18 protein-coding genes are annotated in these 24,381 nt (G+C 55.3%); 17 read left to right on the forward strand and 1 reads right to left on the reverse strand.

What is annotated here, in order from left to right; genetic code table 11:
• The 11 genes from ACETPC_RS00005 to ACETPC_RS00055 form a co-directional block, all read left to right on the forward strand.
• The coding region (locus ACETPC_RS00005) for a flagellin (protein ID WP_380178813.1) at positions 1 to 162 on the forward strand (162 nt) is incomplete at its 5' end.
• 81 nt (positions 163 to 243) lie between these two features.
• Positions 244 to 3,885: a glycosyltransferase gene (locus ACETPC_RS00010; protein WP_380177386.1), complete on the forward strand. Its 3,642-nt coding sequence runs from the start codon at positions 244 to 246 to the stop codon at positions 3,883 to 3,885.
• Positions 3,886 to 3,983: 98 nt separating this feature from the next.
• A complete protein-coding gene (locus ACETPC_RS00015) occupies positions 3,984 to 4,793 on the forward strand; it encodes a glycosyltransferase family 2 protein (RefSeq protein WP_380177388.1) in 810 nt (269 codons plus the stop codon).
• Positions 4,794 to 4,985: 192 nt separating this feature from the next.
• Complete coding sequence (locus tag ACETPC_RS00020; protein WP_380177390.1) at positions 4,986 to 5,954, forward strand: HNH endonuclease signature motif containing protein; 969 nt, start codon at positions 4,986 to 4,988, stop codon at positions 5,952 to 5,954.
• Between the two features lie 143 nt (positions 5,955 to 6,097).
• Positions 6,098 to 6,820, forward strand: coding sequence for an RNA polymerase sigma factor FliA (locus ACETPC_RS00025; RefSeq protein ID WP_380177392.1), 723 nt, complete (start codon positions 6,098 to 6,100; stop codon positions 6,818 to 6,820).
• Positions 6,821 to 6,862: 42 nt separating this feature from the next.
• On the forward strand, positions 6,863 to 7,366 hold the full coding sequence (gene fliZ / locus ACETPC_RS00030; RefSeq protein WP_380177394.1) for a flagella biosynthesis regulatory protein FliZ: 504 nt from the start codon (positions 6,863 to 6,865) through the stop codon (positions 7,364 to 7,366).
• 87 nt (positions 7,367 to 7,453) lie between these two features.
• Complete coding sequence (locus ACETPC_RS00035; protein WP_380177396.1) at positions 7,454 to 8,437, forward strand: D-cysteine desulfhydrase; 984 nt, start codon at positions 7,454 to 7,456, stop codon at positions 8,435 to 8,437.
• Between the two features lie 71 nt (positions 8,438 to 8,508).
• Positions 8,509 to 9,309, forward strand: a complete 801-nt coding sequence (tcyJ, locus tag ACETPC_RS00040; protein WP_380177398.1) for a cystine ABC transporter substrate-binding protein — start codon at positions 8,509 to 8,511, stop codon at positions 9,307 to 9,309.
• A complete protein-coding gene (gene tcyL, locus ACETPC_RS00045) occupies positions 9,309 to 9,977 on the forward strand; it encodes a cystine ABC transporter permease (RefSeq protein ID WP_380177400.1) in 669 nt (222 codons plus the stop codon). The genes tcyJ and tcyL overlap by 1 nt, the downstream gene beginning before the upstream one ends.
• Entirely contained in the window at positions 9,974 to 10,726 is a 753-nt protein-coding gene (gene tcyN / locus ACETPC_RS00050; protein WP_380177402.1) for an L-cystine ABC transporter ATP-binding protein TcyN, read from the forward strand. The genes tcyL and tcyN overlap by 4 nt, the downstream gene beginning before the upstream one ends.
• 1,078 nt (positions 10,727 to 11,804) lie before the next feature.
• Complete coding sequence (locus tag ACETPC_RS00055) at positions 11,805 to 12,878, forward strand: acyltransferase family protein (protein ID WP_380177404.1); 1,074 nt, start codon at positions 11,805 to 11,807, stop codon at positions 12,876 to 12,878.
• Between the two features lie 239 nt (positions 12,879 to 13,117).
• Here ACETPC_RS00055 and putA read toward each other — a convergent pair whose 3' ends face one another.
• The gene (putA, locus tag ACETPC_RS00060) at positions 13,118 to 17,068 is read right to left on the reverse strand and encodes a trifunctional transcriptional regulator/proline dehydrogenase/L-glutamate gamma-semialdehyde dehydrogenase (protein ID WP_380177406.1); all 3,951 of its coding nucleotides are present in this window, start codon (positions 17,066 to 17,068) and stop codon (positions 13,118 to 13,120) included.
• A gap of 433 nt (positions 17,069 to 17,501) precedes the next feature.
• On the opposite strand from putA, the gene putP reads away from it, so the two are divergent.
• From putP to phoH, 6 genes are all read left to right on the forward strand, one after another.
• Positions 17,502 to 18,986, forward strand: coding sequence for a sodium/proline symporter PutP (gene putP, locus ACETPC_RS00065; protein ID WP_380177408.1), 1,485 nt, complete (start codon positions 17,502 to 17,504; stop codon positions 18,984 to 18,986).
• 455 nt (positions 18,987 to 19,441) lie between these two features.
• Positions 19,442 to 20,269 carry an iron uptake transporter permease EfeU gene (gene efeU, locus ACETPC_RS00070; protein WP_380177410.1) on the forward strand — a complete coding sequence of 276 codons (828 nt, stop codon included), beginning with the start codon at positions 19,442 to 19,444 and terminating at the stop codon, positions 20,267 to 20,269.
• Between the two features lie 27 nt (positions 20,270 to 20,296).
• The gene (efeO, locus tag ACETPC_RS00075; protein ID WP_380177412.1) at positions 20,297 to 21,421 is read left to right on the forward strand and encodes an iron uptake system protein EfeO; all 1,125 of its coding nucleotides are present in this window, start codon (positions 20,297 to 20,299) and stop codon (positions 21,419 to 21,421) included.
• 3 nt (positions 21,422 to 21,424) lie between these two features.
• Positions 21,425 to 22,708 (forward strand): iron uptake transporter deferrochelatase/peroxidase subunit, encoded by a 1,284-nt coding sequence (efeB, locus tag ACETPC_RS00080; RefSeq protein ID WP_380177414.1) that lies wholly within the window; start codon positions 21,425 to 21,427, stop codon positions 22,706 to 22,708.
• Positions 22,709 to 22,990: 282 nt separating this feature from the next.
• Positions 22,991 to 23,191: a hypothetical protein gene (locus ACETPC_RS00085; RefSeq protein ID WP_380177416.1), complete on the forward strand. Its 201-nt coding sequence runs from the start codon at positions 22,991 to 22,993 to the stop codon at positions 23,189 to 23,191.
• Between the two features lie 64 nt (positions 23,192 to 23,255).
• The gene (phoH, locus tag ACETPC_RS00090) at positions 23,256 to 24,044 is read left to right on the forward strand and encodes a phosphate starvation-inducible protein PhoH (RefSeq protein ID WP_380177418.1); all 789 of its coding nucleotides are present in this window, start codon (positions 23,256 to 23,258) and stop codon (positions 24,042 to 24,044) included.
• The last annotated feature ends 337 nt before the right edge of the window (positions 24,045 to 24,381 follow it).

Here is a 24,381-nt window from a genome sequence, read left to right on the forward strand (position 1 = left end):
TCTGTGACCAACCTGACCGCGTCACAGTCCCGTATCCAGGATGCTGACTACGCAACTGAAGTTTCTAACATGTCGAAGGCGCAGATCCTTCAGCAGGCTGGTACCTCCGTGCTGTCAAAAGCCAACCAGGTTCCACAGGGCGTCCTGTCTCTGCTGCAGTAATCTCGCACGACACGTTTCGTCGACCCGGCTACGGCCGGGTTTTTTCTGTCTTGCCCACATCAGATGGCGCGGAGAAAATGCATGAATCGTATTTTAATTACTATTGATCAACTTAACCGGTTAACCGATACAGAAACGACCCTGATGGATGTGGTCGACTACTTTCACGCTCAGGGCTGGCAGATCGATCTGGTCGCGCGGCTGGTGGAAGGCACTTATTTACGGCGGCTGAAAGCGTTGCAGCAAAGCGGCAAAGTGCAGTGCTTTATGGAAGACGAGCACGCGCTGGCGGCCCACTACGATTTAATCTGGATTTGCCAGGGTTACATGAGTCTGAAAATGATCTCAGCCCTGCAGAAAGGCGAAATAACTGGCGTTTGCGTTTTTCAGCATTACTACGCCTATGCGGATCAGGATCTGCCCTATGGCGCGGCGCTGGAGAACAAACTGGCGGCTTACAGCCTGGCCGTGTCTGCCATCTCCTATGCCAAACTGGCGCTGAAAGGCATTGAGCAGCGTAAACTTCATCTATTTCCTCTTTCCGTTAGCGACAGCTTCGCGCAAAGCGTTGCGCCGCAGGCTATGCCTGAACTGTCGCGCATTCTGCTGATTTCTGCCGAGCAAAACGAAGAAGTCACCGCGCTGCGCGCGCTGTTGGCCGAAAAAGGCATCAAACTTGACCATATCAGCTCTCAGCGTCGCGAAATCGAGCTGACGCCGGAATTCCTTGCCTCTTATCAGCTGGTAATGGGGCAGTCGCGTCCCGTAGTGCAGGCGCTGGCCGCTGGCGTACCGGCTTACCTTACCGACACGGTAGCGGGCGCAGGTTACATTAATGGCGAAACGCTGGAAACGGCGCTTGATTCGCATTTCCTGGCCGACTACGGCAGCGCGCCGCACCAGAGTCCGGAAGAGTGGGTAAAAGAGATCGTTGAACCTTATGGCGAGGCCTGGCAGTGGACGCAGAGCTTCCGCGAAGAGGCTTTCCAGCAGTGGTCACTTAGCGGCCAGCTTGCTGCGCTGCGGGCTCGTCTGCCGCAGGCGGCTAAGCTGCAAATCAGCGAAGCCGAAGCCGCCAGCCTGACGCTGCATCGCAAGGTTATCGCCGACGATGCGGAAAAATCCCGCGTGCTGGAAAGCTGGCTGAAAACGCGTCAGCCTTCTGAAGCACGCATCAGCGTATTGCTTTCCTTTATTAACCAGATGCCGGAAACCGGCAATATTGGCATAGCGCTCCTCGATCCGCACGGTGATGATAGTGCCGTGCAGAAAACGCTGACCTCGCTGGAAAGCCAGTATCTGCAACCAGCGCTTATCGAACAAATAAGCGACAGCGGCAAGCTGTCAACGCTGTTTAATGATACTCAGGCGGATTCGCTTCTGCTGGTGACGGCAGGCTGTGAACTGGTGCCCTGGGCGCTGCTGGTCTTCGCTGAGCATCGCCTGCGTCAGCCTGATGCCGCGCTCTGGTACTGTGACAGTATCAATGGCGAAACCCTGCTGGCTGCCGAAAGCCTGTTTAAACCCGATCTGAATATCGACCTGCTGCGCAGCCAGCCCTATATCGGCGAGCAGATGCTGATCAATGTAGCCGCGGCACGCGAAGCGGGCGGTTTTGATGCGAGCTATGCGCGGCTTGGCGGCATAGATCTGGCCTGGAAGTTCATCGAAACGCGCGGCGCGCAATCCATTGGCCATATCGCTGATGCGCTGATGCTGGTGCCGGAAGTACCGGCAAGCTGGCTGCAGCAGCCTGAAATCATCGCGGAAAGCGCGGCCTCGACTACCGCCCATCTGGCGCGTTGCAACCTGCCAGCCGTTGTGGAACCCGGTTTGCTGCCTGGCCTGCACCGCGTGCGCTTTACCCATCAACAGCAGCCGCTGGTTTCCATCATTATCCCGACCCGCGATCGTCTGCCGCTGCTGCGCCGCTGCATCGAAAGCCTGATGGAAAAAACCCGGTGGAGCCGCTATGAGTTACTGATCGTCGATAACAATTCTCAGGATGCGGCCGCCTGCGAATACCTGGCGCAGCTGGAGGCGCTGGGCATTGAACAGCTGCGCGTGCTGCGCTGGCCGGAGGCGTTCAGCTTCTCTGCGATTAATAATTTTGCCGCCGAACAGGCTCGCGGCGATCTGCTGCTGTTTTTGAATAACGATACCGAAATCGTCGACGGCGAATGGCTGACGGCGATGGTCGAACATGCCACTCGCCCTGAGGTCGGTATTGTGGGCGCGCGGCTGGAATATCATGATGGTCGCATACAGCACGCGGGCATCGTCGCGGGTGTAGGCCTCGGCGTCTCGCCGGTTTACGATGGCGTTAGCCTGGACAACGCAGGCTATATGCAACGCCTGCAATCTATCTTTAACGTTACCGCCGTCAGCGCCGCCTGCATGATGGTGCCAAAAGAAGTCTTCGTCGAGCTGGGCGGTTTCAGCGTTGACGAGTTCCCGCTCTATCTGGGCGATGTTGATTTCGCGCTGAAAGCGCGGGCCAGCGGCTATCTGACAGTGTGGACGCCTTATGCGCGCCTGCTGCATATGGGCGGCGCAACCCGCGTACTGGGCGAAGAAATCGGCATTGCTTCCCACGCCGGTCCGGAAGTTTTCGATACGCTGCGTGAAAAATGGCGCGGCCAGCTTAGCGTGGATATCAGCTATAACCGCCAATTAACCAAGGTTGGCGGCAACTTCCAGCTGGGCACGCGCCAGTCGCGCTACCAGCAGCCGCTGCCGGGGCGTCCGCTGCCGGTTATGATGGCCTGTCATAAAAACCTGACCGGCTGCGGCAACTACCGCGTGATCAAGCCGTTTAAAGCGCTGGAAGGCAATCTGATCCTGGAAGGCGGCCTGACGCACGGTTTGCCTGCGGTAATGGAAGTAGCGGAGATCCAGCCCGACACGCTGCTGCTGGAGCTGGTGACAGATATCTCTATTCCCGAGCGCGTGAAGCAGTATCGCCAGGTCAGCAACACCAAAATTATCATGGAATATGACGACTATATTCCGAACCTGCCGCTGAAAAGCGTCTTCCGCAGCAAGCTGCCGAAGGATATCGTGCGTCAGTTACGCCGTTCGGTAGAGCAGGCGGACTGGCTGGTGGTTTCCACCGCGCCGCTGGCCGAAGCCTATGCGCCTTATCATCATGATATTCGCGTGGCGCAGAACCGGCTGGACGATCAGTGGGCCTCGCTGAACAGTCTGCGCCGCCAGGGCAAAAAGCCACGCGTCGGCTGGGCGGGCGGCAGTAGCCACACCGGTGACCTGGAAATCCTTCTGCCTTTTATGAAAGAGCTGGAGAACGAGGTGGAGTGGGTCTTTATGGGCATGAAGCCGCAGAACGTGAAGTGCGAGTTCCACTACGGCGTGCCGTTTGAGTTCTATCCCGAAAAGCTGGCGACGCTGAATCTCGACCTGGCGCTGGTGCCGTTAGAGATGAACTTCTTTAACGAGTGTAAGAGTAACCTGCGTCTGCTGGAGCTTGGTGCCTGCGGCGTACCGGTAATTTGTACCGATATTGAGCCTTATCGCTGCGATTTGCCGGTTACCCGCGTGACTAACCGTTATAAAGACTGGATGAATGCTATCCGCGAACATCTGGCCGATATGGACGCGCTGGCGGCTCGTGGCGATGCGCTGCGCAACAGCGTATTCCGCGACTGGATGCTGCGCGATGAAGGCCTGGTAGACTGGCAAAACGCCTGGCTGCCGCGCGGCTAAAAAAGCGACGCGCTAATTCGCAATAAAACCGGCGGCTGGCCAGGCAAGAGCGCCTGGCCGGTTCGCCTTCACTCTCAGCAACAGCTCAAAGGTGCAGAATGATAGACGGGAAAAAAATAGGCGTAGGCATAGTGACCTACAACCGTAAAGCCGGTCTGCTTAAACTTTATCAGTCGCTGCCGCGCGATATTATCGATGCGCTTATCGTGGTTAACGACGGCGCTTATTATCCCGAGCTGGGCGAGCTGGATTGTTATCTTCACCATAATGAAGTCAATCAGGGAGTCGGGCGCAGTAAAAATATCGCGCTGCGCTATCTTCAGGCGGAAAAGGTCGATCACTTCTTTTTGATTGAAGACGATATCTTTATTAAAGATGCCGCTGTCTTTGCGCAATATATTGAATTATCGGCCCGCACCGGCATTCAGCATTTTAATTTCAGCCAGCACGGCGATAAAAATATGCACGCGGACGGCACGCCTCGTCCGTGCTATACCATGGACTATGGCGATTTCACCATGCCGGTTTTCCCTGCCTGCGTGGGCGCATTCTGCTATTACTCGCAACAATGCCTGAATAAAGTCGGGCTGATGGACGAGATTTATTACAACGCCGTCGAACATCTCGATCACACCTACGGCATTATCAAAGCTGGTTTGCATCCTGCTTATCATTACTTCCCGGATATCGCCAACTCAGGCGACTATCTGGGCGATGAGGGCTGGAGCCCGCAACAGTCCACTATCTCCGGCAAGCTCTCTTCCCGCGCCGTCAGCCTGGTGGCCGCGACCCATTTTCAGGAAAAGCACGGCTGCCTGCCGCCAAAAATCCCGGCTATCGGTACAGAGGCATTGAAAAAAGAGCTGCTGGCGCTGAGAAAACGCTATGGCGTTCGCGTGACCGCTTGATAACGCAAAATCTTTCTTAAGCAGGACGGGCAAGAGCATCATTAGCTACGGCTATTTGCCCGTTATCACTATTTAGCCGCTCCACATCCGCATGACTCCGCCTTTCTTCTCGCGCAACGCTGGAGTTTTGACCCGCCAGGCCGATACTCCTTTTTTATAACAAAGTATTTCCATCCTCTTGCGGAGTGTGACATGCGCTTCAATTACGACCTGCTGCCTGGCGAACTGCTGCCGTTCGACGAGATCGCCGAACGTTATAGCCAGAAATATCCTGAGGATAAATCCTTAACGCCTCATGGGTTACTTAGTCCTTCCACCTCCAGCAAAAGCTGGATTATCCGGGCGATCTTCGCCAGCAGGGATATCCACGGCGCGCTGGAGGATGTGCTTTTTATTTCCAACGACAACGAACGAAAAAACTATCTGCAGCGCTTTGAACATTACCTGCAACAGCAGGAAAGCTTCCTCTATTTTCGCCGTCCACCCGCGCCCGCGCCGTGGAACGTCTGGAAAGTGATGGGGGAGAGCAAAGTGGTGGCGATGCTGGATCCCGCTTCGATCATGGCGCAGAGCCTGATGGCGCAGCGCGGCTTTACGCTCAGCCTGCTGCGCACCGACGAAGAAGATGAGTACTGGCAGCTTTATGACAGCCAGACGCGTCCCTGTTTCGAATTCGCCCGCCAGCTACAGTTTCTGGTGGTGCTTAGCTCGCCGCTGCTGCCGCCAACGGCGGGCGTCATGCCCGGCACTCAGGTTGGGCGCCGCGTAAAAGCCCGGCTTTGGCAGCGCATCAGCCAGCAATCTTTTAGTACCGCAGTACGGGAGCGTTACGGCGCCTGCGTTATTACCGGCACAAAACTGCATGAACATGCCGCTTATCCCTGGGTCGAAGCCTGCCATATTTTAACGGAAGAGAACGAAAGCGGTTTTCTGAAAGATAACAGCGTAGACAACGGTCTTTTTCTGCGCAGCGATTTGCAGCGGCTTTTCGCCAGCCATCTGCTGCGGATCGACGGCGTCACCGGCAAAATCTCATTCCGGCACGACCTGCCCGCAGACGAAGAGTTAAGCGCCTCTTATCAGGAGCTTGCAGGCCAAACCTGCGAGCTATGGGAGCAGGTGCCCGAGGCAACCCGCCAGAGACTGCTAAGGTTGCGTTAGCTTTCCGTAAAAAGCGGCGCCCGACGCCGCTTTTTTCCACAAAAATGAAATAACCCGTCTTTTTTACCGCTATTCCGCCAATCAATCCGTACTACAGAAACAGATAATCATGCCGATAACTTAACTAACGCAGGATAGTCATAGTGAACGATCTATATACCGTCGGTGGCGTGATGGATAAAAACTCGCTGTGGCAGCGCTATGTGCCGCTGGTGCGTCATGAGGCGCTGCGCTTACAGGTCAGATTGCCAGCCAGTGTTGAGCTGGACGATCTCCTGCAGGCGGGCGGCATTGGGCTGCTGAATGCCGTCGAGCGTTACGACGCATTGCAGGGCACGGCCTTTACTACCTATGCCGTGCAGCGTATACGCGGCGCGATGCTGGATGAACTACGCAGCCGCGACTGGGCGCCTCGCAGCGTGCGGCGCAACGCGCGTGAAGTAGCCAGCGCTATGCATCGCGTTGAACAGACTCTGGGACGGCCAGCCAGCGAGCAGGAAGTAGCGGCGCAGCTGGACGTTTCATTAGAAGAGTACCGGCAGATCCTGCTGGATACCAATAACAGCCAGCTGTTCTCTTACGACGAATATCGTGAGGAACATGGCGACAGCGCGGAGCTGGTGACGGAAGGCCATGAAGAGGCTAATCCGCTGCACCAGTTAATGGAAGGGAATCTGCGCGAACGCGTCATTGAAGCCATCGAGGCGCTGCCCGATCGCGAAAAAATGGTGCTGACGCTTTATTACCAGGAAGAGCTGAATCTGAAAGAGATTGGCGCAGTGCTGGAAGTCGGGGAATCCCGGGTTAGCCAGCTGCACAGTCAGGCGATAAAACGCCTGCGCGCCCGGTTAACGGGAGCGCGCTGACGGAGTCAGTTTTGCACTCTCAACACCAACCGGGGACTCCAAATGGGATCCAAAACTAAAATGAGGCCGCTGAGCCGCTATCTGAAAGATTTTAAGCACAGCCAGAGCAATTGCTCACACTGCGGTAAAGTTCTTGACCGAATGGCGCTGGTCTTCCGCGGGCAGATCATTAATAAAGAGGCGATCGCCCGCATGGACCAGCCGATTGACGACCAGGTCTGGTCTAAGCTCCAGCACGAGCTGACCGCGCTGTGTCGTTTTTGCAGCGATATTTATTGCAATACCAACCCTACCTATTTTGACATCATGGCTTTCAAACAGTACCTGTTTGAACAGACCGAGATGAGCCACAGCACTATCCGTGAATATGTCGTTCGCCTGCGCCGCCTTGACGGCATGCTGTCGGCGCGTAATTTTCCGGCGGAAAAGCTGGCCGGCACCAGCTGGCACGAATGCCTGGAAAATGACTTGCCCGATGCGGGCAACAACAACTACCGCATCGCCTTGCGCAAATACGACCAGTTTTTAGGCTGGCAGCGCAATTAGGACGGGAATGACCATCTCTTTTACGTTACCTTTTTGCTATCTTCTGTAAGACTGTAAGGATAACTCTTTGCTGCTGTGGAGGCCGCGTTGTCCTTACATCTTTTACATTCTTTTCCCCGCATCGAACTGCTTGGCGCGCCGACGCCGCTTGAGCATCTGCCCCGTTTTTCCGACTATCTGGGTCGTGATATTTTTATCAAACGTGACGATTTCACTCCTGTCGCCCTGGGCGGCAACAAGCTACGCAAGCTGGAGTTCCTGGCGGCGGAGGCGCTGCGTCAGGGTGCCGACGTGCTGCTGACCGCAGGCGCCATCCAGTCTAACCATGTGCGCCAGACCGCCGCCGTCGCAGCGAAGCTGGGTTTGAAATGCGTGGCGCTGCTAGAAAACCCCGGCGTTCATAGCGAAAACTACCTCTCTAACGGCAACCGTCTGCTGCTGGATCTGATGGATACGGAAGTGGTAATGGTCGAAGCGCTGCACGATCCCGTCGCGCAGCTGGCCGGGCAGGCAGAGCGCCTGGAAGCGCAGGGCTTTCGTCCTTACGTAGTGCCCGTAGGCGGTTCAAACGCAGTCGGCGCGCTGGGATACGTAGAATGTGCTCAGGAAATTGCTCATCAGAGCCTGGGCGTGGTAGATTTTGCCGCAGTCGTGGTGGCGTCCGGCAGCGCCGGTACCCATGCAGGGCTGGCAATAGGGCTGGAGCAGCTGCTGCCGGAAACTGAACTGGTCGGCGTCACCGTATCGCGTAAAGTCGCCGATCAGCAGCCGAAAGTGGTTGCTTTACAGCAAGAGCTGGCAACGCTGCTCGAGCTACAGGCCCGGGCGCCGATAACGCTCTGGGATGACTATTTCGCGCCGGGCTACGGCACGCCGAATGAAGAAGGCATTGAGGCGATAAAGCTGCTGGCGAGGCTGGAAGGGATCTTCCTGGATCCGGTTTACACCGGCAAAGCGATGGCCGGGCTGATTGACGGCATTACGCAAAAGCGTTTTCGCCGCGAAGGCCCGATTGCATTTATCCATACCGGTGGTTCGCCCGCGCTGTTTGCTTATCATCCTCTGAGCTAAGCTGGAACTGTGCCTGCCGTTTTCAGACAGGTCACCTGCTAACCTGATCCGCATCTCAACATGGAGTGCTTATGAAATTTTCTCTGCTTCGTCGCCAGCTGGTGATGGGAATGATGTCGCTGGCGCTGGTTGCTGGCGTTACCACAAAAACGTTCGCTGCCGATAACCTGCTGAATCAGGTTAAAGAACGCGGCACGCTGCTGGTCGGGCTGGAAGGCACCTATCCGCCATTCAGCTTCCAGGATGAGAACGGCAAGCTGGCCGGATTTGAAGTGGATTTCGCTAACGCGCTGGCGCAGCATCTGGGCGTCAAGGCGAGCCTGAAGCCCACCAAATGGGACGGCATGCTGGCCTCACTGGACTCGAAACGTATCGACGTGGTGATCAATCAGGTGACGATTTCCGACGAGCGTAAAAAGAAATATGACTTCTCCACGCCATACACCATCTCCGGTATTCAGGCGCTGACCAAAGCGGACAAGGCTGGTAGCATCACCAAGCCTGCCGATTTGAGCGGTAAAAAAGTAGGGCTGGGTCTGGGCACGAACTACGAGCAGTGGCTGCGTGAAAACGTTAAAGGCGTGGATATCCGTACTTACGACGACGACCCGACCAAATATCAGGATCTGCGCGTGGGCCGTATCGACGCTATTCTGGTGGATCGCCTGGCGGCGCTGGATCTGGTGAAGAAAACCGGCAAAACGCTGGCGGTGGCTGGCCCGGCGTTCTCACGTCAGGAAGCGGGCGTGGCGCTGCGTAAAGGCAACCCGGAAATGCTGGCGGCGATCGACAAAGCCATCGCGGATATGCAGCAGGATGGCTCGCTGGCAAAAATCTCCGATAAATGGTTTGGCGTGGACGTAACTAAATAATGCAGGAAAGCCTACAGCTGGTGCTGGATTCAGCACCTTTTTTACTTAAGGGCGCGCTCTTTACCCTACAGCTCAGCATCGGCGGTATGTTCTTTGGCCTGCTGCTGGGCTTTGTGCTGGCGATGATGCGCCTGTCGCATTTCTGGCCGATAGCCTGGCTGTCGCGCTTTTACGTGTCGATCTTTCGCGGTACGCCGCTGATTGCGCAACTCTTTATGATCTACTACGGCCTGCCGCAGTTTGGCATTGAGCTGGATCCGATCCCTTCCGCCATGATTGGCCTGTCGCTGAATACCGCAGCCTACGCTTCCGAATCGCTGCGTGGCGCCATCGCCGCCATTGACCGCGGCCAGTGGGAAGCAGCGGCCAGCATCGGCATGACGCGCTGGCAGACGTTGCGCCGGGTCATTCTGCCGCAGGCCGCCCGCACGGCGCTGCCGCCGTTGGGCAACAGCTTTATCAGCCTGGTAAAAGACACCTCGCTGGCCGCCACTATTCAGGTGCCGGAGCTGTTCCGCCAGGCGCAGCTGATCACTTCGCGCACGCTGGAAGTGTTCACCATGTATCTGGCGGCTTCGCTGATCTACTGGGTGATGGCGACGTTACTTTCCGTTTTACAAAGCAGGCTGGAAAACCATGTTAATCGCCAGGATCGGGAGGCAAAATGAGCGCCATTGAAGTCAGCGGACTGGTGAAGAAATTTAGCGGCCAGACCGTGCTGCACGATATCGATCTGGAAGTCGCTTCCGGTGAGGTAGTGGCGATTATAGGGCCAAGCGGCTCCGGCAAAACCACCTTGCTGCGCAGTATCAACCTGCTGGAAACGCCCGATAGCGGCACTATTAAAGTCGGCGGCATCACCATTGACGCTGCCGCAGGGGTAAACCGGCAGAAAGAGCAGGTGCGCCGTCTGCGCCAGCAGGTCGGTTTCGTGTTCCAGAACTTCAATCTGTTTCCGCATCGCTCGGTGCTGGAAAACATTATTGAAGGGCCGACCATCGTCAAAGGCGAGCCGAAAGCGGAAGCCATCGCCCGCGCTCGCCAGCTACTGGAAAAAGTGGGGCTGGCGGGCAAAGAAGAAAGCTATCCGCGCCGCCTGTCGGGCGGGCAGCAGCAGCGCGTGGCTATTGCCCGTGCGCTGGCGATGCGTCCTGAAGTGATCCTGTTCGATGAGCCGACCTCCGCGTTGGATCCGGAGCTGGTGGGCGAAGTATTAAATACTATTCGTTCGCTGGCGCAGGAAAAGCGCACCATGGTTATCGTCACCCATGAGATGAGCTTTGCCCGCGATGTTGCCGATCGCGCTATTTTTATGGATCAGGGCCGCATTGTGGAGCAGGGCAGCGCACAGGCCCTGTTCAGCAATCCGCAGCAGCCGCGCACGCGGCAATTTCTGGAAAAATTCCTTAACGCCTGACAGACAGCCCGTGTCGAAGATACGGGCTGTTTCTTCTGCCATCAAGCGCCTGTGCCAGTGAAGTTGCACAATGCAAAATCTTTATGCTGCATTCGGTAGCGTTATGTATTAAATGATTGCTGGCGCCATAAGAAAATGAGGCCAATTCTCGCGGTGCTGTTGGCTATTAACCCCGCTACAATGAAAATTATTATATTTTACATGGACTGCTTTTAATGCCGAAGGATGATACAGAACCGAAAAAATGAACTGGTAACCCGGTTAAAGATCCCTGACTGCATTGCAGCGAATAGCCAACAAATTATTAAGTGAGCTGGCTACAAAGCGCGACCGTTTTTAGATTAACGTCATAAAAGCGTAACGGCTGACAGCTCTGGCAGGTTATCCCCCTATAAAGATAGCAATTTGTTATATCTTTTACTAAAACTTGTCTTTACTTTATTTAGTGACTACCCCGCCGACCGATCCCCTTTACCGCACGAAGCCAGCTAAGGCTTTTCTTAATAACCTTTCCCGGGAAGGTTTTTTTATGATGTTATTCAAGCAATTGCATGCGTATTATTATTAATTGTAGCTATCTTAGATGGGATTTAAGAAAATCCTCATAGTCAGCAAGCGGGCGAAAGAGAATAATCAATTCAATCTTTCTGATGATTAGAAAAGCCGCGTGCTGTTAAGCAGCCACGCCAGTATATAGAGCATGTCCACAGACAGATAACTAAAAGCATTTTCTTTTCGTACAGAGTTCATATTTGTACGTCTCACCTCACAGCAAAACTATCTCACTATTGCAGTTGCTGGCAGTAAACTTTATAAAGCACAGCGATAAAATTGTAAGATTTCAAAAAGATGCTTTTCTCTTTCCTGAATATATGGTTGCCTGTAGGTCATTTGACGCAGGGTATAGAGCCATCGTAAAGGCAGGGAAAGGGCGAAACCAGCCAGAGAACGGGTTTTAATGCGTATTCTTTTTCTGATTCACCTTATATTGAAATGTTACATATCAAATAATAATAACCTTAAATTGTGCGGTATCGCTGCCGCATGCTATCTCAGTAAATGACAGTGGAGTGCTATAATGAGTACTACTCAAAAGCAGGATATTGCCTGGATAAACAGTCTGAAAGGCCTTTGTATCTTACTCGTCGTTTTATATCATGTTGTACTGCCTGGCTATGCTGAAATGATGGGCCATCTTATCGCCGGTTTTTTACCCGCCAAATTATGGCTGGCCTTTAATAATTATCTTTCCCCGCTGCGCATGCCCGCCTTCTTTTTTGTTTCCGGCCTGCTGGCCACTAACGGCATCATTAACCGTCCGTGGAAACAGGTGTTCACCAGTCGGGTGACCAACCTTTTTTACCTCTACTTTTTGTGGGGTATTATCCAGTGGTTGATGATCCGCGGTGTCTCCAATGAGGTCATGGGCGAACAGCTTTCTAAAAATACCAATGCGGCCTGGGCAGCGACGCCGCTGGAATCTATTAAGCTGATGCTGCTGGCGATGAGTTCTTCCTGGTACCTCTATGCGCTCGGCCTCTTTTTTGTCTTCGCCAAACTTTTTCGCGAGCAAAAATTCGCCATGATGACCATCGCGGTTGTATTAAATTACGCGGCGGTAATGAAAGTTATTCCGGGCTGGGGGCCAGAAAGCGTTGCGCAATATCTGATCTTCTTCCTGCTGGGCACTTTTTACAGCAGCACGCTGCTGCGCTGGAGCGAATGGCGGCGCAGCAACCTGTTGCCCTGGGTGGGTCTGCTGGCGCTGGCGCTGCTTCATGCCTGGCTGGGCGTGCCGCGTAGCCTGTTCCTGTGCGCCATCGCTATCCTTATCTCCGTGGCCGCCTGTCGGTTGCTCAATCGTTACTTTACGCTGAGCTGGCTGAACTGGCTTGGCCGCAACACGCTGCAAATTTACGTGCTGCACCGCATTTTTATCGAGTTCTTTGGCATGTCGGCTATCCTGTTTGCCGAACATCATCACCTTTTCGCCAGCAAAACGTTTTCCATACTCTGGGCAGCAGGATTCCCGATAGCTATGGTGGCGCTGTGCGCAGGCTGTTCGGTAGGGATCTGGACGCTGCTGAATCGGGGGATCGGCAAGAATCTGTTTATCTATCCGCGTTTACTGCGTCCGCGTATGGATGCCTGATCGTCTGTGGCGTTAATCAGATTAAGGGCTGCCCAGCGGCAGCCTCAGACTACTGACAAACCTGAACCCTTCATCAGGACTGCCTCTTTTTACAGCAACGCTGCTGCTCTGCCACTGATTTAAACGCAACCTGGGGTTTGTCATCAATCTCAGCCTTTTACCTGCCTGTCCGGCTGCATCTTTTCTACAGATAAAAAAAGGGGCGAATCGCTTCGCCCCTTTCGCCCGGTCATTTACCCTCAGCCGATAGTCATCAGGCTGGCGTTGCCGCCTGCTGCTGCGGTATTCACGCTTAGCGAGCGCTCGATCAGCAAACGTTCCAGCAGCAGATTGGTCTCACCGCGGGCAAAGCCCTGCACGGAAACAATCGCGCCTTCGCGTGCGGCGACGGTTTCGCACACCGCTCTGAGCTGATCGGCATCGCCATGATAAATCACCGCTTCAAACTCACAGTGCTGCGCCAGCGGGTCGGCGGCAAAGTCGATACGGCTCTGTACCGCTGCCGGCAGCTTCTTCGCCAGCGCACGATGCAGTTCATCATCCTGCCACAGCGCGCGGCTGCCTACTGCCGTGACCGCTGCCAGTTGCACCAGCGCATCCTGCTCGTTATCTGCCAGACAAACCACGCGCTCGCGCGGCAGCAGGGTGAAGGTGTTGCGCTCGCCCGTTGGGCCCGGCAGTAAACGAACGGTGCCGCTCTGGCCCAGTTCAGCAAACTGTTTGCACACGGCTGCCAGCTCAGGTTTATCCTTCGCCCATTCCGTCAGCGCCTGATGGGTCGTTAGCAGCACTGGACGCAGCGCCGCATCTACCGGACGCTCGGCATCCTGGCGATCCAGCGTCTGCTTCAGCGCGCCTTCCGGACGGTTAGAGAGCAGGCGGTAGAGATAGAGCGGGCCGCCCGCTTTCGGGCCGGTGCCGGAAAGACCTTCGCCGCCGAACGGCTGCACGCCGACCACTGCGCCAACCATATTGCGGTTAACGTACAGGTTGCCGACTTTAGCGCGACTGGTGACCTGATTGATGGTTTCGTCGATACGCGTATGCACGCCCAGCGTCAGGCCGTAGCCAGAAGCATTAATCTGCTCCAGGATTTTCGGCAGCGTGCTGCGGTTGTAGCGCACTACGTGCAGCACCGGGCCGAAGATCTCCTTATCCAGATCCGCGACGTTTTCCAGCTCGATCAGCGTTGGCGGAATAAAGGTGCCGCTCTGCCACTCTTTGCTGTCCTGCTTATCGTTAAACGCGGCCTGATAAACTTTCATGCCTTTACTGCGCATTGCCTGGATATGGCGCTCGATATTTTCTTTCGCCTCGCTGTCGATAACCGGGCCGATATCGGTAGAGAGACGTTCCGGGTTGCCCATGCGGCACTCTGCCATTGCGCCACGCAGCATTTGCAGCGTGTGATCGGCGACATCTTCCTGCACGCAAAGCATACGCAGGGCAGAGCAGCGCTGACCGGCGCTGTCGAAAGCGGATGCAACGATATCCACCACTACCTGTTCTGTTAGCGCGGAAGAATCGACAATCATGGTATTCATGCCGCCGGTTTCTGCGATCAGCGGCGTTGGTCTGCCTTGCGGATCCAGTCGGCCCGCCAGGTTGCGCTGCAACAGCGTCGCTACGGCAGTAGAACCGGTAAACATAACGCCGCGTACGCGATCGTCGCCAGTAAGCTGCGCGCCCACGGTTTCGCCCATGCCAGGCAGCAGCTGCAGCGCCCCAACAGGCACGCCTGCTTCATGCAGAATAGCTACGGCGGCCGCGGCCACCAGCGGCGTCTGTTCGGCAGGCTTGGCCAGCACGCTGTTGCCCGCCGCCAGCGCAGCCGCAATCTGGCCGGTAAAGATTGCCAGCGGGAAGTTCCACGGGCTGATACAGACGACCGGACCCAGCGGACGGTGCGTTTCGTTATCGAAATCGTCGCGAACCTGGCCTGCATAGTAGTGCAGGAAGTCAACCGCTTCGCGTACTTCAGCGATAGCATTGTTGAAGGTTTTTCCTGCTTCGCGCACCAGGATGCCCAGCAGGCGCTGTAGCTGGCCTTCCATCAGTTCGGCGGCGCGAGTCAGAATTTCGGCGCGGGCGGCTGGCGGTGTGGCGAACCAGATTGGCCCGGCGCTGGTAGCAGCATCCAGTGCGGTTGAAACCTCTGCTTCGGTGGCATGGCGCACATAGCCTACGATATCGCCAGGCTCGGCCGGGTTAACTACCGGCAGCTGTTCGCCGGACTCCGTTTCGCCGTCGATGACCGGCGCGGCATACCACGGCTGGATAGCGCTGTTCAGAAGGGCGCTGGAAAGCGAGGCCAGCCGGTGTTCGTTCGCTAAATCCAGACCGGCGGAGTTCAGACGCTTATCGCCATACAAATCGCGCGGTAAAGGAATTTTAGGATGCGGCAGGCCGATAGCGCCTTCCTGACGCGCCAGCTTTTCAATCTCTTCGATAGGATCGGCAACCAGATCCTCAATTTGCAGCGTGTTATCAGCGATACGGTTAACAAATGAAGTGTTAGCGCCGTTTTCCAGCAGGCGGCGCACCAGATAGGCCAGCAGCGTTTCGTGCGTACCGACCGGCGCATAGATGCGGCAAGGGCGGTTCAGCTTGCCGTCGGCCACTTTTCCTACCACCTGCTCGTACAGCGGTTCGCCCATGCCGTGCAGACACTGGAACTCATACTGGCCAGGATAATAGTTGTTGCCCGCCATCTGATAGATTACCGCCAGCGTGTGCGCATTGTGCGTGGCAAACTGCGGATAGATTAGATTAGGCACGGCCAGCAGTTTGCGGGCGCAGGCCAGGTAAGAGACATCGGTATAAACCTTGCGGGTAAAGACCGGATAGCCTTCCAGGCCATCCATCTGCGCGCGTTTGATCTCGCTGTCCCAGTAGGCGCCTTTTACCAGACGGATCATCAGGCGACGGCGGCTGCGCTGCGCCATATCGATCAGCGCGTCGATCACGAACGGACAGCGTTTCTGGTAAGCCTGAATAACAAACCCGATACCGTTCCAGCCCTCCAGCTCTGGCTCGAAGCAGAGTTTCTCCAGCAGATCCAGCGACAGCTCCAGACGATCGGCTTCCTCAGCATCGATATTAATACCGATATCGTAAGAGCGGGCCAGCAGCGTCAGCGATTTCAGGATCGGGTAAAGCTCGTTCATTACGCGCTCGTACTGCGCGCGGCTATAGCGCGGATGTAAAGCGGAAAGCTTGATCGAAATGCCTGGCCCTTCATAGATGCCGCGGCCGTTAGAGGCTTTACCGATAGCGTGAATCGCCTGCTGATAAGAGACCAGATAGGCCTCGGCATCTTTCGCCGTCAGCGCGGCTTCGCCCAGCATATCGTAAGAGTAGCGGAAACCTTTTTCTTCCAGCTTGCGGGCGTTAGCCAGCGCTTCGGCAATGGTCTCGCCAGTAACAAACTGTTCGCCCATCAGGCGCATCGCCATATCCACGCCTTTACGGATCAGCGGCTCACCGCTTTTACCGATAATGCGGTTCAGCGAACGAGAGAGGTTAGCCTCGTTATGCGTAGCCACCAGGCGGCCAGTGAACAGCAGGCCCCAGGTTGCAGCGTTAACAAACATTGACGGGCTGCGGCCCAGATGCGATTGCCAGTTGCCGGTACTGATTTTGTCGCGGATCAGCGCATCACGGGTCGGCTTATCGGGAATGCGCAGCAGCGCCTCCGCCAGGCACATCAGCGCAACGCCCTCTTGGGAGGAAAGAGAGAACTCCTGCAGCAGCGATTGCACCATTCCGGCGCGTCCGCCTGCACCTTTTTGGTGCCTCAGCGTGGAAGCCAGCTTATGAGCCAGGCGCTGAGTTTGCTGTCCTAACGGCTCCGGCAGGCGTGCCTGCTCCAGCAAAACGGGTACCGCTTCCGTCTCCGGGCGACGCCATGCGGCGGTAATTGCGGAGCGAGTCACAGACTGCGGCAATATATGTTCGGCAAACTCCAGGAATGGCTGGTGTAGCTCTTCGACCGGCGCTTCGTCGTTCTCCTGCGCCGCTGCCTGCAAGGGAAATTCCGGCAGGGCATCGCCTCTTTCCAGCTGTTCCAGATAGGTAAAAATAGCTTGTTTGATCAGCCAGTGCGGGGTGCGGTCGATTTGGCCCGCGGCTTGCCGGATGCGGTCGCGCGTGGCTTCATCCAGCTTAACGCCCATAGTGGTTGTGCCCATGCCTCTAAACTCCTTGCAAATAAGTCAAAACAGATCTGGCAAGCAATATCACTTAAGTTGCAACTTTGTGCAACCTTGTTAAATGTGACCCTGATTGCAGAGTGCAAAAACGCTTTCTTTAAAAGCGGCATGGATATTGCTGCAAGAATCCGGCCAGCTTTACGAATCGCGGTATCGCCTGGTTTTATTGGGGTTTTACGGCAGGTGTAACCGGTGAGACTGTGATCCAGTGCAACCTGTCGAAAACTCGTGAAAGATGCAAGGTGAAATTTATGTAACAGATGTGTTAAACCATTGCTGGGTGTTGTGCCGGTGGGTGCTTTACGGCAGGATACCCCGCCCGAGGCGGTAAAAAGTGGCGCCGCCACGTTCCGGCGGCGGGACAGGATGACCCGGGAGGTTGCACATGAACAATAATAAGTGGAGAACCTGAATGACAGTAAGCACACCTATGATGGTGACCTTTTGCGTTTACATTCTTGGCATGGTGTTAATCGGCTTTTTGGCCTGGCGCTCGACCAAAAATTTTGATGACTATATTCTTGGGGGACGTAGTCTGGGCAGCGTAGTTACCGCGCTTTCGGCGGGCGCGTCCGATATGAGCGGCTGGCTGCTGATGGGGCTGCCGGGCGCTATCTTTATCTCCGGCATTTCCGAAAGCTGGATCGCTATCGGCCTGACGCTGGGCGCATACCTGAACTGGAAAATCGTGGCCGGACGCCTGCGCGTGCAAACCGAGCATCACGATAACGCGCTAACGCTGCCCGACTTCTTTGCCAGCCGCTTTGAAGATAAAAGCAAAATCCTGCGCGTGATCTCTGCGGTAGTGATTCTGGTGTTCTTCACTATCTACTGCGCCTCCGGCATCGTAGCTGGCGCTCGCCTGTTTGAAAGCACCTTTGGCATGAGTTACGAAACGGCGCTTTGGGCTGGTGCGGCTGCGACCATTCTTTATACCTTCGTCGGTGGCTTCCTGGCGGTGAGCTGGACGGATACGGTGCAGGCCGGACTGATGTTCTTCGCCCTGATCCTGACGCCGGTAATGGTTATTTTCGCGGTTGGTGGCCTCAGCGACTCCTTACAGGTCATTCAGGCCAAAAGTATTGAAAACATCGATATGCTGAAAAACCTGAACTTTGTCGCGGTGATCTCGCTGCTGGGCTGGGGACTGGGCTACTTTGGCCAGCCGCACATTCTGGCACGCTTTATGGCGGCGGATTCTCACCACTCTATTCGCAGCGCGCGCCGTATCGGTATGACCTGGATGATCCTTTGCCTGGGCGGCGCGGTAGCGGTCGGCTTCTTCGGCATCGCCTACTTCCAGAATAACCCGGCGCAGGCGAGCGGCGTTTCCGATAACAGCGAGCGTATTTTTATTGAGCTGGCGCGTATCCTGTTCAATCCGTGGATTGCGGGTATTCTGCTTTCCGCTATCCTGGCGGCGGTAATGTCTACGCTGAGCTGTCAGCTGCTGGTTTGCTCCAGCGCCCTGACGGAAGATCTCTATAAAAACTTTCTGCGTAAAAACGCCAGCCAGCGCGAACTGGTATGGGTAGGGCGTCTGATGGTGCTGCTGGTGGCGGTAGTGGCGATTGCGCTGGCCTCCGATCCCAATAACCGCGTGCTGGGCCTGGTGAGCTATGCCTGGGCAGGCTTTGGCGCCGCTTTTGGTCCGGTAGTGGTCTTCTCGCTGGTCTGGAAGCGCATGACCCGCAACGGCGCGCTGGCCGGCATTATCGTCGGCGCGGCTACGGTGCTGATCTGGAAACAGTACGCCTGGCTGGATCTCTATGAAATTATCCCGGGCTTCCTGTTCGCCAGCATCGCTATCGTGCTGTTCAGCCTGATGGGTGGCCAGCCTTCCACGGCGGCGGTAAAACGTTTTGAAGCGGCGGAAGCCGAGTTTAACTCGCGTTAAGCTTACAGGCCCGCTTCGGCGGGCCTCAGATTGATGACAAACCCCTGGTCGCGTTTAAATCAGTGACAGAGCAGCAGAGGCAGATCGGAACACGGACACGCCGTAAATACTTCCATGTAGGCTCGGTTGGCGCGTCCATGCGCCAAACGGTCCGCTTATCCGCTCAGCCTCTGCCGCCGTAAAGCTGCGGAGTTGCTGTAAAAAAACAGATGTTCACCTGAGCTTTTTTAGCTTTGTCAGCAGTCTGAGGCCCGCTTCGGCGGGCCTTTTTTATAGTTCGCGCTGTCGGTCCGACCTTCTTCAGCCTGGATAAAGGGGAGTGCAAAAAGGTCTTTACCCACAGCGAAAATAACCTTCCCGCCTCTTGTATTTCTTCTGGCGATAATGATAATCGGTATCGTTTTGATTTACACTTCTTTACCCGCGTCGCAACGCGCTTATGCCTGAAGGTGCCTATGTTTGTGCCGTTCCTGATTATGTTACGTGAAGGGCTGGAAGCCGCGCTGATCGTCAGCCTGATTGCCAGCTATCTGCAGCGCACGCAGCGCAGCGAGTGGTTCGGCGCGATGTGGCTTGGCGTATTTGCCGCCGCCGCGCTCTGCCTGGTGCTGGGCTACGTCATCAATGAAACCACCGGCGAGTTTCCGCAAAGAGAGCAGGAGCTGTTTGAGGGCGTGGTGGCCGTTATCGCCGTCTGTATTCTGACCTGGATGGTGTTCTGGATGCGTAAAGTGTCCCGCAATATTAAAGCCCAGCTTGAGGGTGCAGTGGATAACGCGCTTCACCGCAGCAAAGGCGGTGGCTGGGCGCTGATCCTGATGGTTTTTCTCGCCGTGGCGCGGGAAGGGCTGGAGTCGGTTTTTTTCCTGCTGGCGGCTTTTCAGCAGGATGTGGGCATTGCGCCGCCGGTCGGTGCCATCCTCGGTCTGGCTACCGCTATCGTACTGGGCATGCTGATCTACTGGGGCGGCGTACGGCTGAATATGGCGCTCTTCTTTAAGTGGACCAGCCTGTTTATCCTGCTGGTTGCGGCAGGGCTGGCAGCAGGCGCTATCAGAGCCTTCCACGAAGCGGGATTATGGAATGCATTTCAGGGCCAGGCTTTTGATCTCAACGACGCGCTCTCGACCAGTACGCTGACCGGCACGCTGCTGGAAGGGCTTTTTGGCTATCAGGAAACGCCCAGCGTCAGCGAAGTAACGGTCTGGCTCTGCTATCTCGTTCCCGCGCTGCTGCTGTTTTGTTTGCCCGCACGACCTTCGGCTGCCGCGGCTTCGCGGTAGGCTATTCTCACACTCAAGGGATTTATCATGATTCGTGGTTTCTCAACATCAAAACTGGCGGCAGCGCTGCTGCTGGCGCTGGCTGCTTCCTCTGCTGTTCAGGCTGCCGATCTGCCGCAGGTAAAAATTGTCGTTAACGATAAACAGTGCGAGCCGATGAGCATCACTGTGAAAGCCGGTAAAACGCAATTTGTGATCCAGAACCACAGCCAGAAAGGCCTGGAGTGGGAAATCCTGAAAGGGGTGATGGTAGTCGAAGAGCGGGAAAATATTGCGCCAGGCTTTACGCAAAAACTCACTGCCAATCTGGAAGCGGGTGACTATGAAATGACCTGCGGCCTGCTCAGCAACCCCAAAGGCAAGCTGATTGTGCAGGGCGCACAGGATACGGCAGCGGCGCAGCCAATGCTGATGCAGCTAACTGGCCCGATTACTGACTATAAAGCTTATGTAGAGCAGGAAACCGCCGCGCTGGCAACGGGCGTCAAAGCCTTTACCGATGCGGTAAAAGCGGGCGATATCAACAAGGCGAAAGCGCTTTACGCACCAACGCGCGCGCACTACGAGCGTATTGAACCGATAGCTGAGCTTTTCTCCGATCTGGATGGCAGCATCGACGCGCGTGAAGACGACTACGAGAAAAAAGCGGCCGACCCGAAATTTACTGGTTTCCATCGCCTGGAGAAAGCGCTGTGGGCCGATGGCTCTACCAAAGGCATGGAAAGCTATGCGGATAAGCTTAATGCGGACGTGCAGGAGCTGCAAAAACGCATCGGCGAGCTGGCTTTCCCACCGGCGAAAGTCGTTGGCGGCGCGGCGGATCTGATTGAAGAAGTTGCTTCCAGCAAAATCTCCGGCGAGGAAGATCGCTACAGCCGCACCGACCTGTGGGATTTCCAGGCGAATATCGATGGCGCGCAGAAGATCGTAGAGCTGCTTCGTCCTCTGTTGCAGAAAGCCGATCCGGCGCTGTTAGCAAAAATTGACGCTAATTTTAAGAAAGTAGATGCAATACTACGCAAATACCGTAGCGGCGACGGTTTCGAATCCTATGACAAACTAACCGACGCGGATCGCACCGCCATGAAAGGGCCGATAACGACTCTGGCAGAAGATCTCGCTATGCTGCGCGGAACCCTGGGCCTCGATTAAGTCATGGTAAAACGAGCAGTTGACGAAGCGGCGCAGCCCTCGCGCCGCCGGTTATTAAAGGGAATGGGGATCCTTGGTGGCGCTCTGGCAGTAGCAGGCCGCTGCCCGGCGCATGGCGCAGCGGAGAAATCTTTTTCGCCAGGGGCGCTACCACCCAACGCCCGTCAGCAGACGCAGCCTTTTTACGGCCCGCATCAGGCGGGCATTGTTACACCGCAGCAGGCAGCCATGATGCTGGTGGCTTTTGATGTACTGGCTACGGACAGAGCCGACCTTGAACGTTTGTTCCGGCTGCTGACCGACCGTATCGCTTTTCTGACTAAAGGAGGAGAAGCGCCGCAGGTCGTCAATCCGCGTCTGCCGCCGATGGATTCTGGCATTTTGGGTCGTGAAATTTATCCGGATAACCTGACCATCACGGTCTCGGTTGGCGCTTCGCTCTTTGACCAACGCTTTGGCTTACAGGCGCAAAAGCCACGTAAGCTACAGGCTATGACGCGCTTTCCCAATGATGCGCTGGATGCCAGCCTGTGCCACGGCGATTTGCTGCTGCAAATCTGCGCCAATACTAATGATACAGCGATCCACGCGCTGCGCGATATTATCAAGCATTCGCCGGATTTGCTGAGCGTCCGCTGGCGACGCGAAGGTTTTATCTCCGATCATGCGGCGCGCAGCCAGGGTAAAGAGACGCCGATTAATTTACTTGGCTTCAAAGACGGCACGGCTAATCCTGATAGCGCAGACGCTGCGTTGATGAATAAAATTCTGTGGGTAACGGCGGAGCAGGATGAACCGGCATGGGCAATCGGTGGCAGCTACCAGGCCGCGCGCATTATTCAGTTTCGCGTAGAGTTTTGGGACAGAACGCCGCTACGCGAGCAGGAGAACATCTTTGGCCGCGTGAAGCAAAGCGGCGCGCCGCTGGGGATGAAAAACGAGCACGACGTCCCCGATTATGCCAGCGATCCTGAAGGCGCGATAACGCCGCTCGATGCCCATATTCGCCTGGCTAATCCACGTACGCCGCAAACTCAGGAAAACCTGATGCTGCGTCGCGGCTACAGCTATTCGCTGGGCGTCTCAAACGCCGGTCAGCTGGAGATGGGGCTGCTGTTTGTCTGCTATCAGCACGATTTAGAAAAAGGCTTCCTGGCAGTACAAAAAAGGCTCAACGGCGAGGCGCTGGAAGAATATATCAAACCCATCGGCGGCGGATATTTCTTTGTGCTGCCCGGCGTGGTCAACGACCAGCATTATCTTGGCCAGGCGTTACTCCAGGCCTGATCTTTTTTCAGTCTTCCGCCCGCGCCTCGTGCGGGAGACTGTTTTTTAACCAGTCTGGCTTTATCCGTCTGGTAAACAATTTGTGTAGATTTATTCAGCATAAAATAAATTGCTATCCGCTTGATCTCAAAAGGCTCTCAATTAATCTTCCGCGTACGCATCCGTTTATTTAGCGCTTTTCACTCCCTGACTCGTAAAATTAATGTTGCATTATTCGAAGAATCTGTTGAAATTTAAATATCAGGCGTCAGTTGTTTCCAGTGTGCAGCATGGAGATCGCGAATGGACAGGTCGTTTTACGGACATAAGCGTCAGACAAATAGCCTTATCGCTTTCCCTCGCGAGGGCATCCTTGCCCCAGTGACTTTCTCTTCTCCTTTTTTGTTTGGTCAAAAAACACCTCTTCCGGTGCCCGGCATCGAGACGCCGGACGCCATTTCAACGGCCCGACAAGGCTTACAAGGAAGCCAGCAAAACCTCTAAAGCGTTCACGTAATCGCACCGCCGTTTCAGGTGCGGGAAATGAAACCAACTGTAAGGTGCCACTATGGGAAGACAGAAAGCAGTGATCAAAGCTCGTCGTGAAGCCAGGCGTGTGCTTCGTAGCGATTCACGCAGTCACCGTCAGCGTGAAGAAGAATCGGTCACCTCGCTGGTGCAGATGAGCGGGCTGGATGCAATAGGTATGGCGCGCGACACGCGCGACCAGTCGCCCATTGAAGCCCGTAATGAAGCTCAGGCGCACTATCTTAAAGCCATAGAGAGTAAACAGCTGATTTTTGCTACCGGCGAAGCAGGCTGCGGTAAAACCTGGATTAGCGCGGCAAAAGCGGCTGAGGCCCTGATAAACAAGGACGTCGACAGGATTATCGTCACGCGGCCGGTGCTGCAGGCAGATGAAGATTTAGGCTTCCTGCCTGGGAATATTGCGGAAAAATTCGCGCCTTACTTCCGGCCCGTCTATGACGTTCTGGTTAAACGTCTTGGCTCTTCCTTTATGCAATATTGTCTACGTCCCGAAATCGCCAAGGTGGAAATCGCGCCTTTTGCCTATATGCGCGGACGTACTTTTGAAAACGCCGTAGTTATCCTCGACGAGGCGCAAAACGTCACTGCGGCCCAGATGAAAATGTTCCTGACCCGCCTGGGGGAAAACGTCACCGTAATCGTTAACGGCGATATCACCCAGTGCGACCTGCCATCTCACGTTCAGTCAGGCCTTAGTGATGCGCTTGCGCGCTTCAAAGAGGATGAAATGATCGGCGTAGTGCGTTTCGGTAAGGCGGACTGCGTGCGTTCCCAGCTCTGCCAGCATACGCTGATGGCTTACGGTTAACTCGACCAGCTACGCCCCAATCCCACTACCAGGTCTGGCACCGATATCATCTCGGGCCAGGCCTTCTTATTTGCAGGTTAAGCCAGAATAACAGGCTGGCCGTACCCTATAATAAATATTAGCAAGGCTTATTGTTTTCTCGGTAGCGCTTCTTCCTTCAGCTTAATAACTAATGAATTAAACTTTTATTTAACAAAAATTAGCGCAATTTCGGGCTATGTTTCACTAAACAGGTGGTTAATTACTGATGAGTAAACAGCAAGATAGCAAAGTCGGGGCTAATAAAGTAAAGCATAGCTAAAGCTTCCTCAGGGATCGCCGATAGTTTACAGGTGTA

Origin of the sequence: Pantoea sp. sgz302252 (assembly GCF_042610525.1) — a bacterium.
GTDB lineage: Bacteria > Pseudomonadota > Gammaproteobacteria > Enterobacterales > Enterobacteriaceae > Erwinia.

Coding starts and splice junctions, on each gene's coding strand:
- ACETPC_RS00085 (WP_380177416.1), top strand. CDS start 22,991: ATGGACAGGTCGTTTTACGGACATAAGCGTCAGACAAATAGCCTTATC.
- ACETPC_RS00020 (WP_380177390.1), top strand. CDS start 4,986: ATGCGCTTCAATTACGACCTGCTGCCTGGCGAACTGCTGCCGTTCGAC.
- tcyL (WP_380177400.1), top strand. CDS start 9,309: ATGCAGGAAAGCCTACAGCTGGTGCTGGATTCAGCACCTTTTTTACTT.
- ACETPC_RS00055 (WP_380177404.1), top strand. CDS start 11,805: ATGAGTACTACTCAAAAGCAGGATATTGCCTGGATAAACAGTCTGAAA.
- putA (WP_380177406.1), bottom strand. CDS start 17,068: ATGGGCACAACCACTATGGGCGTTAAGCTGGATGAAGCCACGCGCGAC.
- ACETPC_RS00015 (WP_380177388.1), top strand. CDS start 3,984: ATGATAGACGGGAAAAAAATAGGCGTAGGCATAGTGACCTACAACCGT.
- phoH (WP_380177418.1), top strand. CDS start 23,256: ATGGGAAGACAGAAAGCAGTGATCAAAGCTCGTCGTGAAGCCAGGCGT.
- tcyN (WP_380177402.1), top strand. CDS start 9,974: ATGAGCGCCATTGAAGTCAGCGGACTGGTGAAGAAATTTAGCGGCCAG.
- efeB (WP_380177414.1), top strand. CDS start 21,425: ATGGTAAAACGAGCAGTTGACGAAGCGGCGCAGCCCTCGCGCCGCCGG.
- efeO (WP_380177412.1), top strand. CDS start 20,297: ATGATTCGTGGTTTCTCAACATCAAAACTGGCGGCAGCGCTGCTGCTG.
- fliZ (WP_380177394.1), top strand. CDS start 6,863: ATGGGATCCAAAACTAAAATGAGGCCGCTGAGCCGCTATCTGAAAGAT.
- tcyJ (WP_380177398.1), top strand. CDS start 8,509: ATGAAATTTTCTCTGCTTCGTCGCCAGCTGGTGATGGGAATGATGTCG.
- putP (WP_380177408.1), top strand. CDS start 17,502: ATGACAGTAAGCACACCTATGATGGTGACCTTTTGCGTTTACATTCTT.
- ACETPC_RS00010 (WP_380177386.1), top strand. CDS start 244: ATGAATCGTATTTTAATTACTATTGATCAACTTAACCGGTTAACCGAT.
- efeU (WP_380177410.1), top strand. CDS start 19,442: ATGTTTGTGCCGTTCCTGATTATGTTACGTGAAGGGCTGGAAGCCGCG.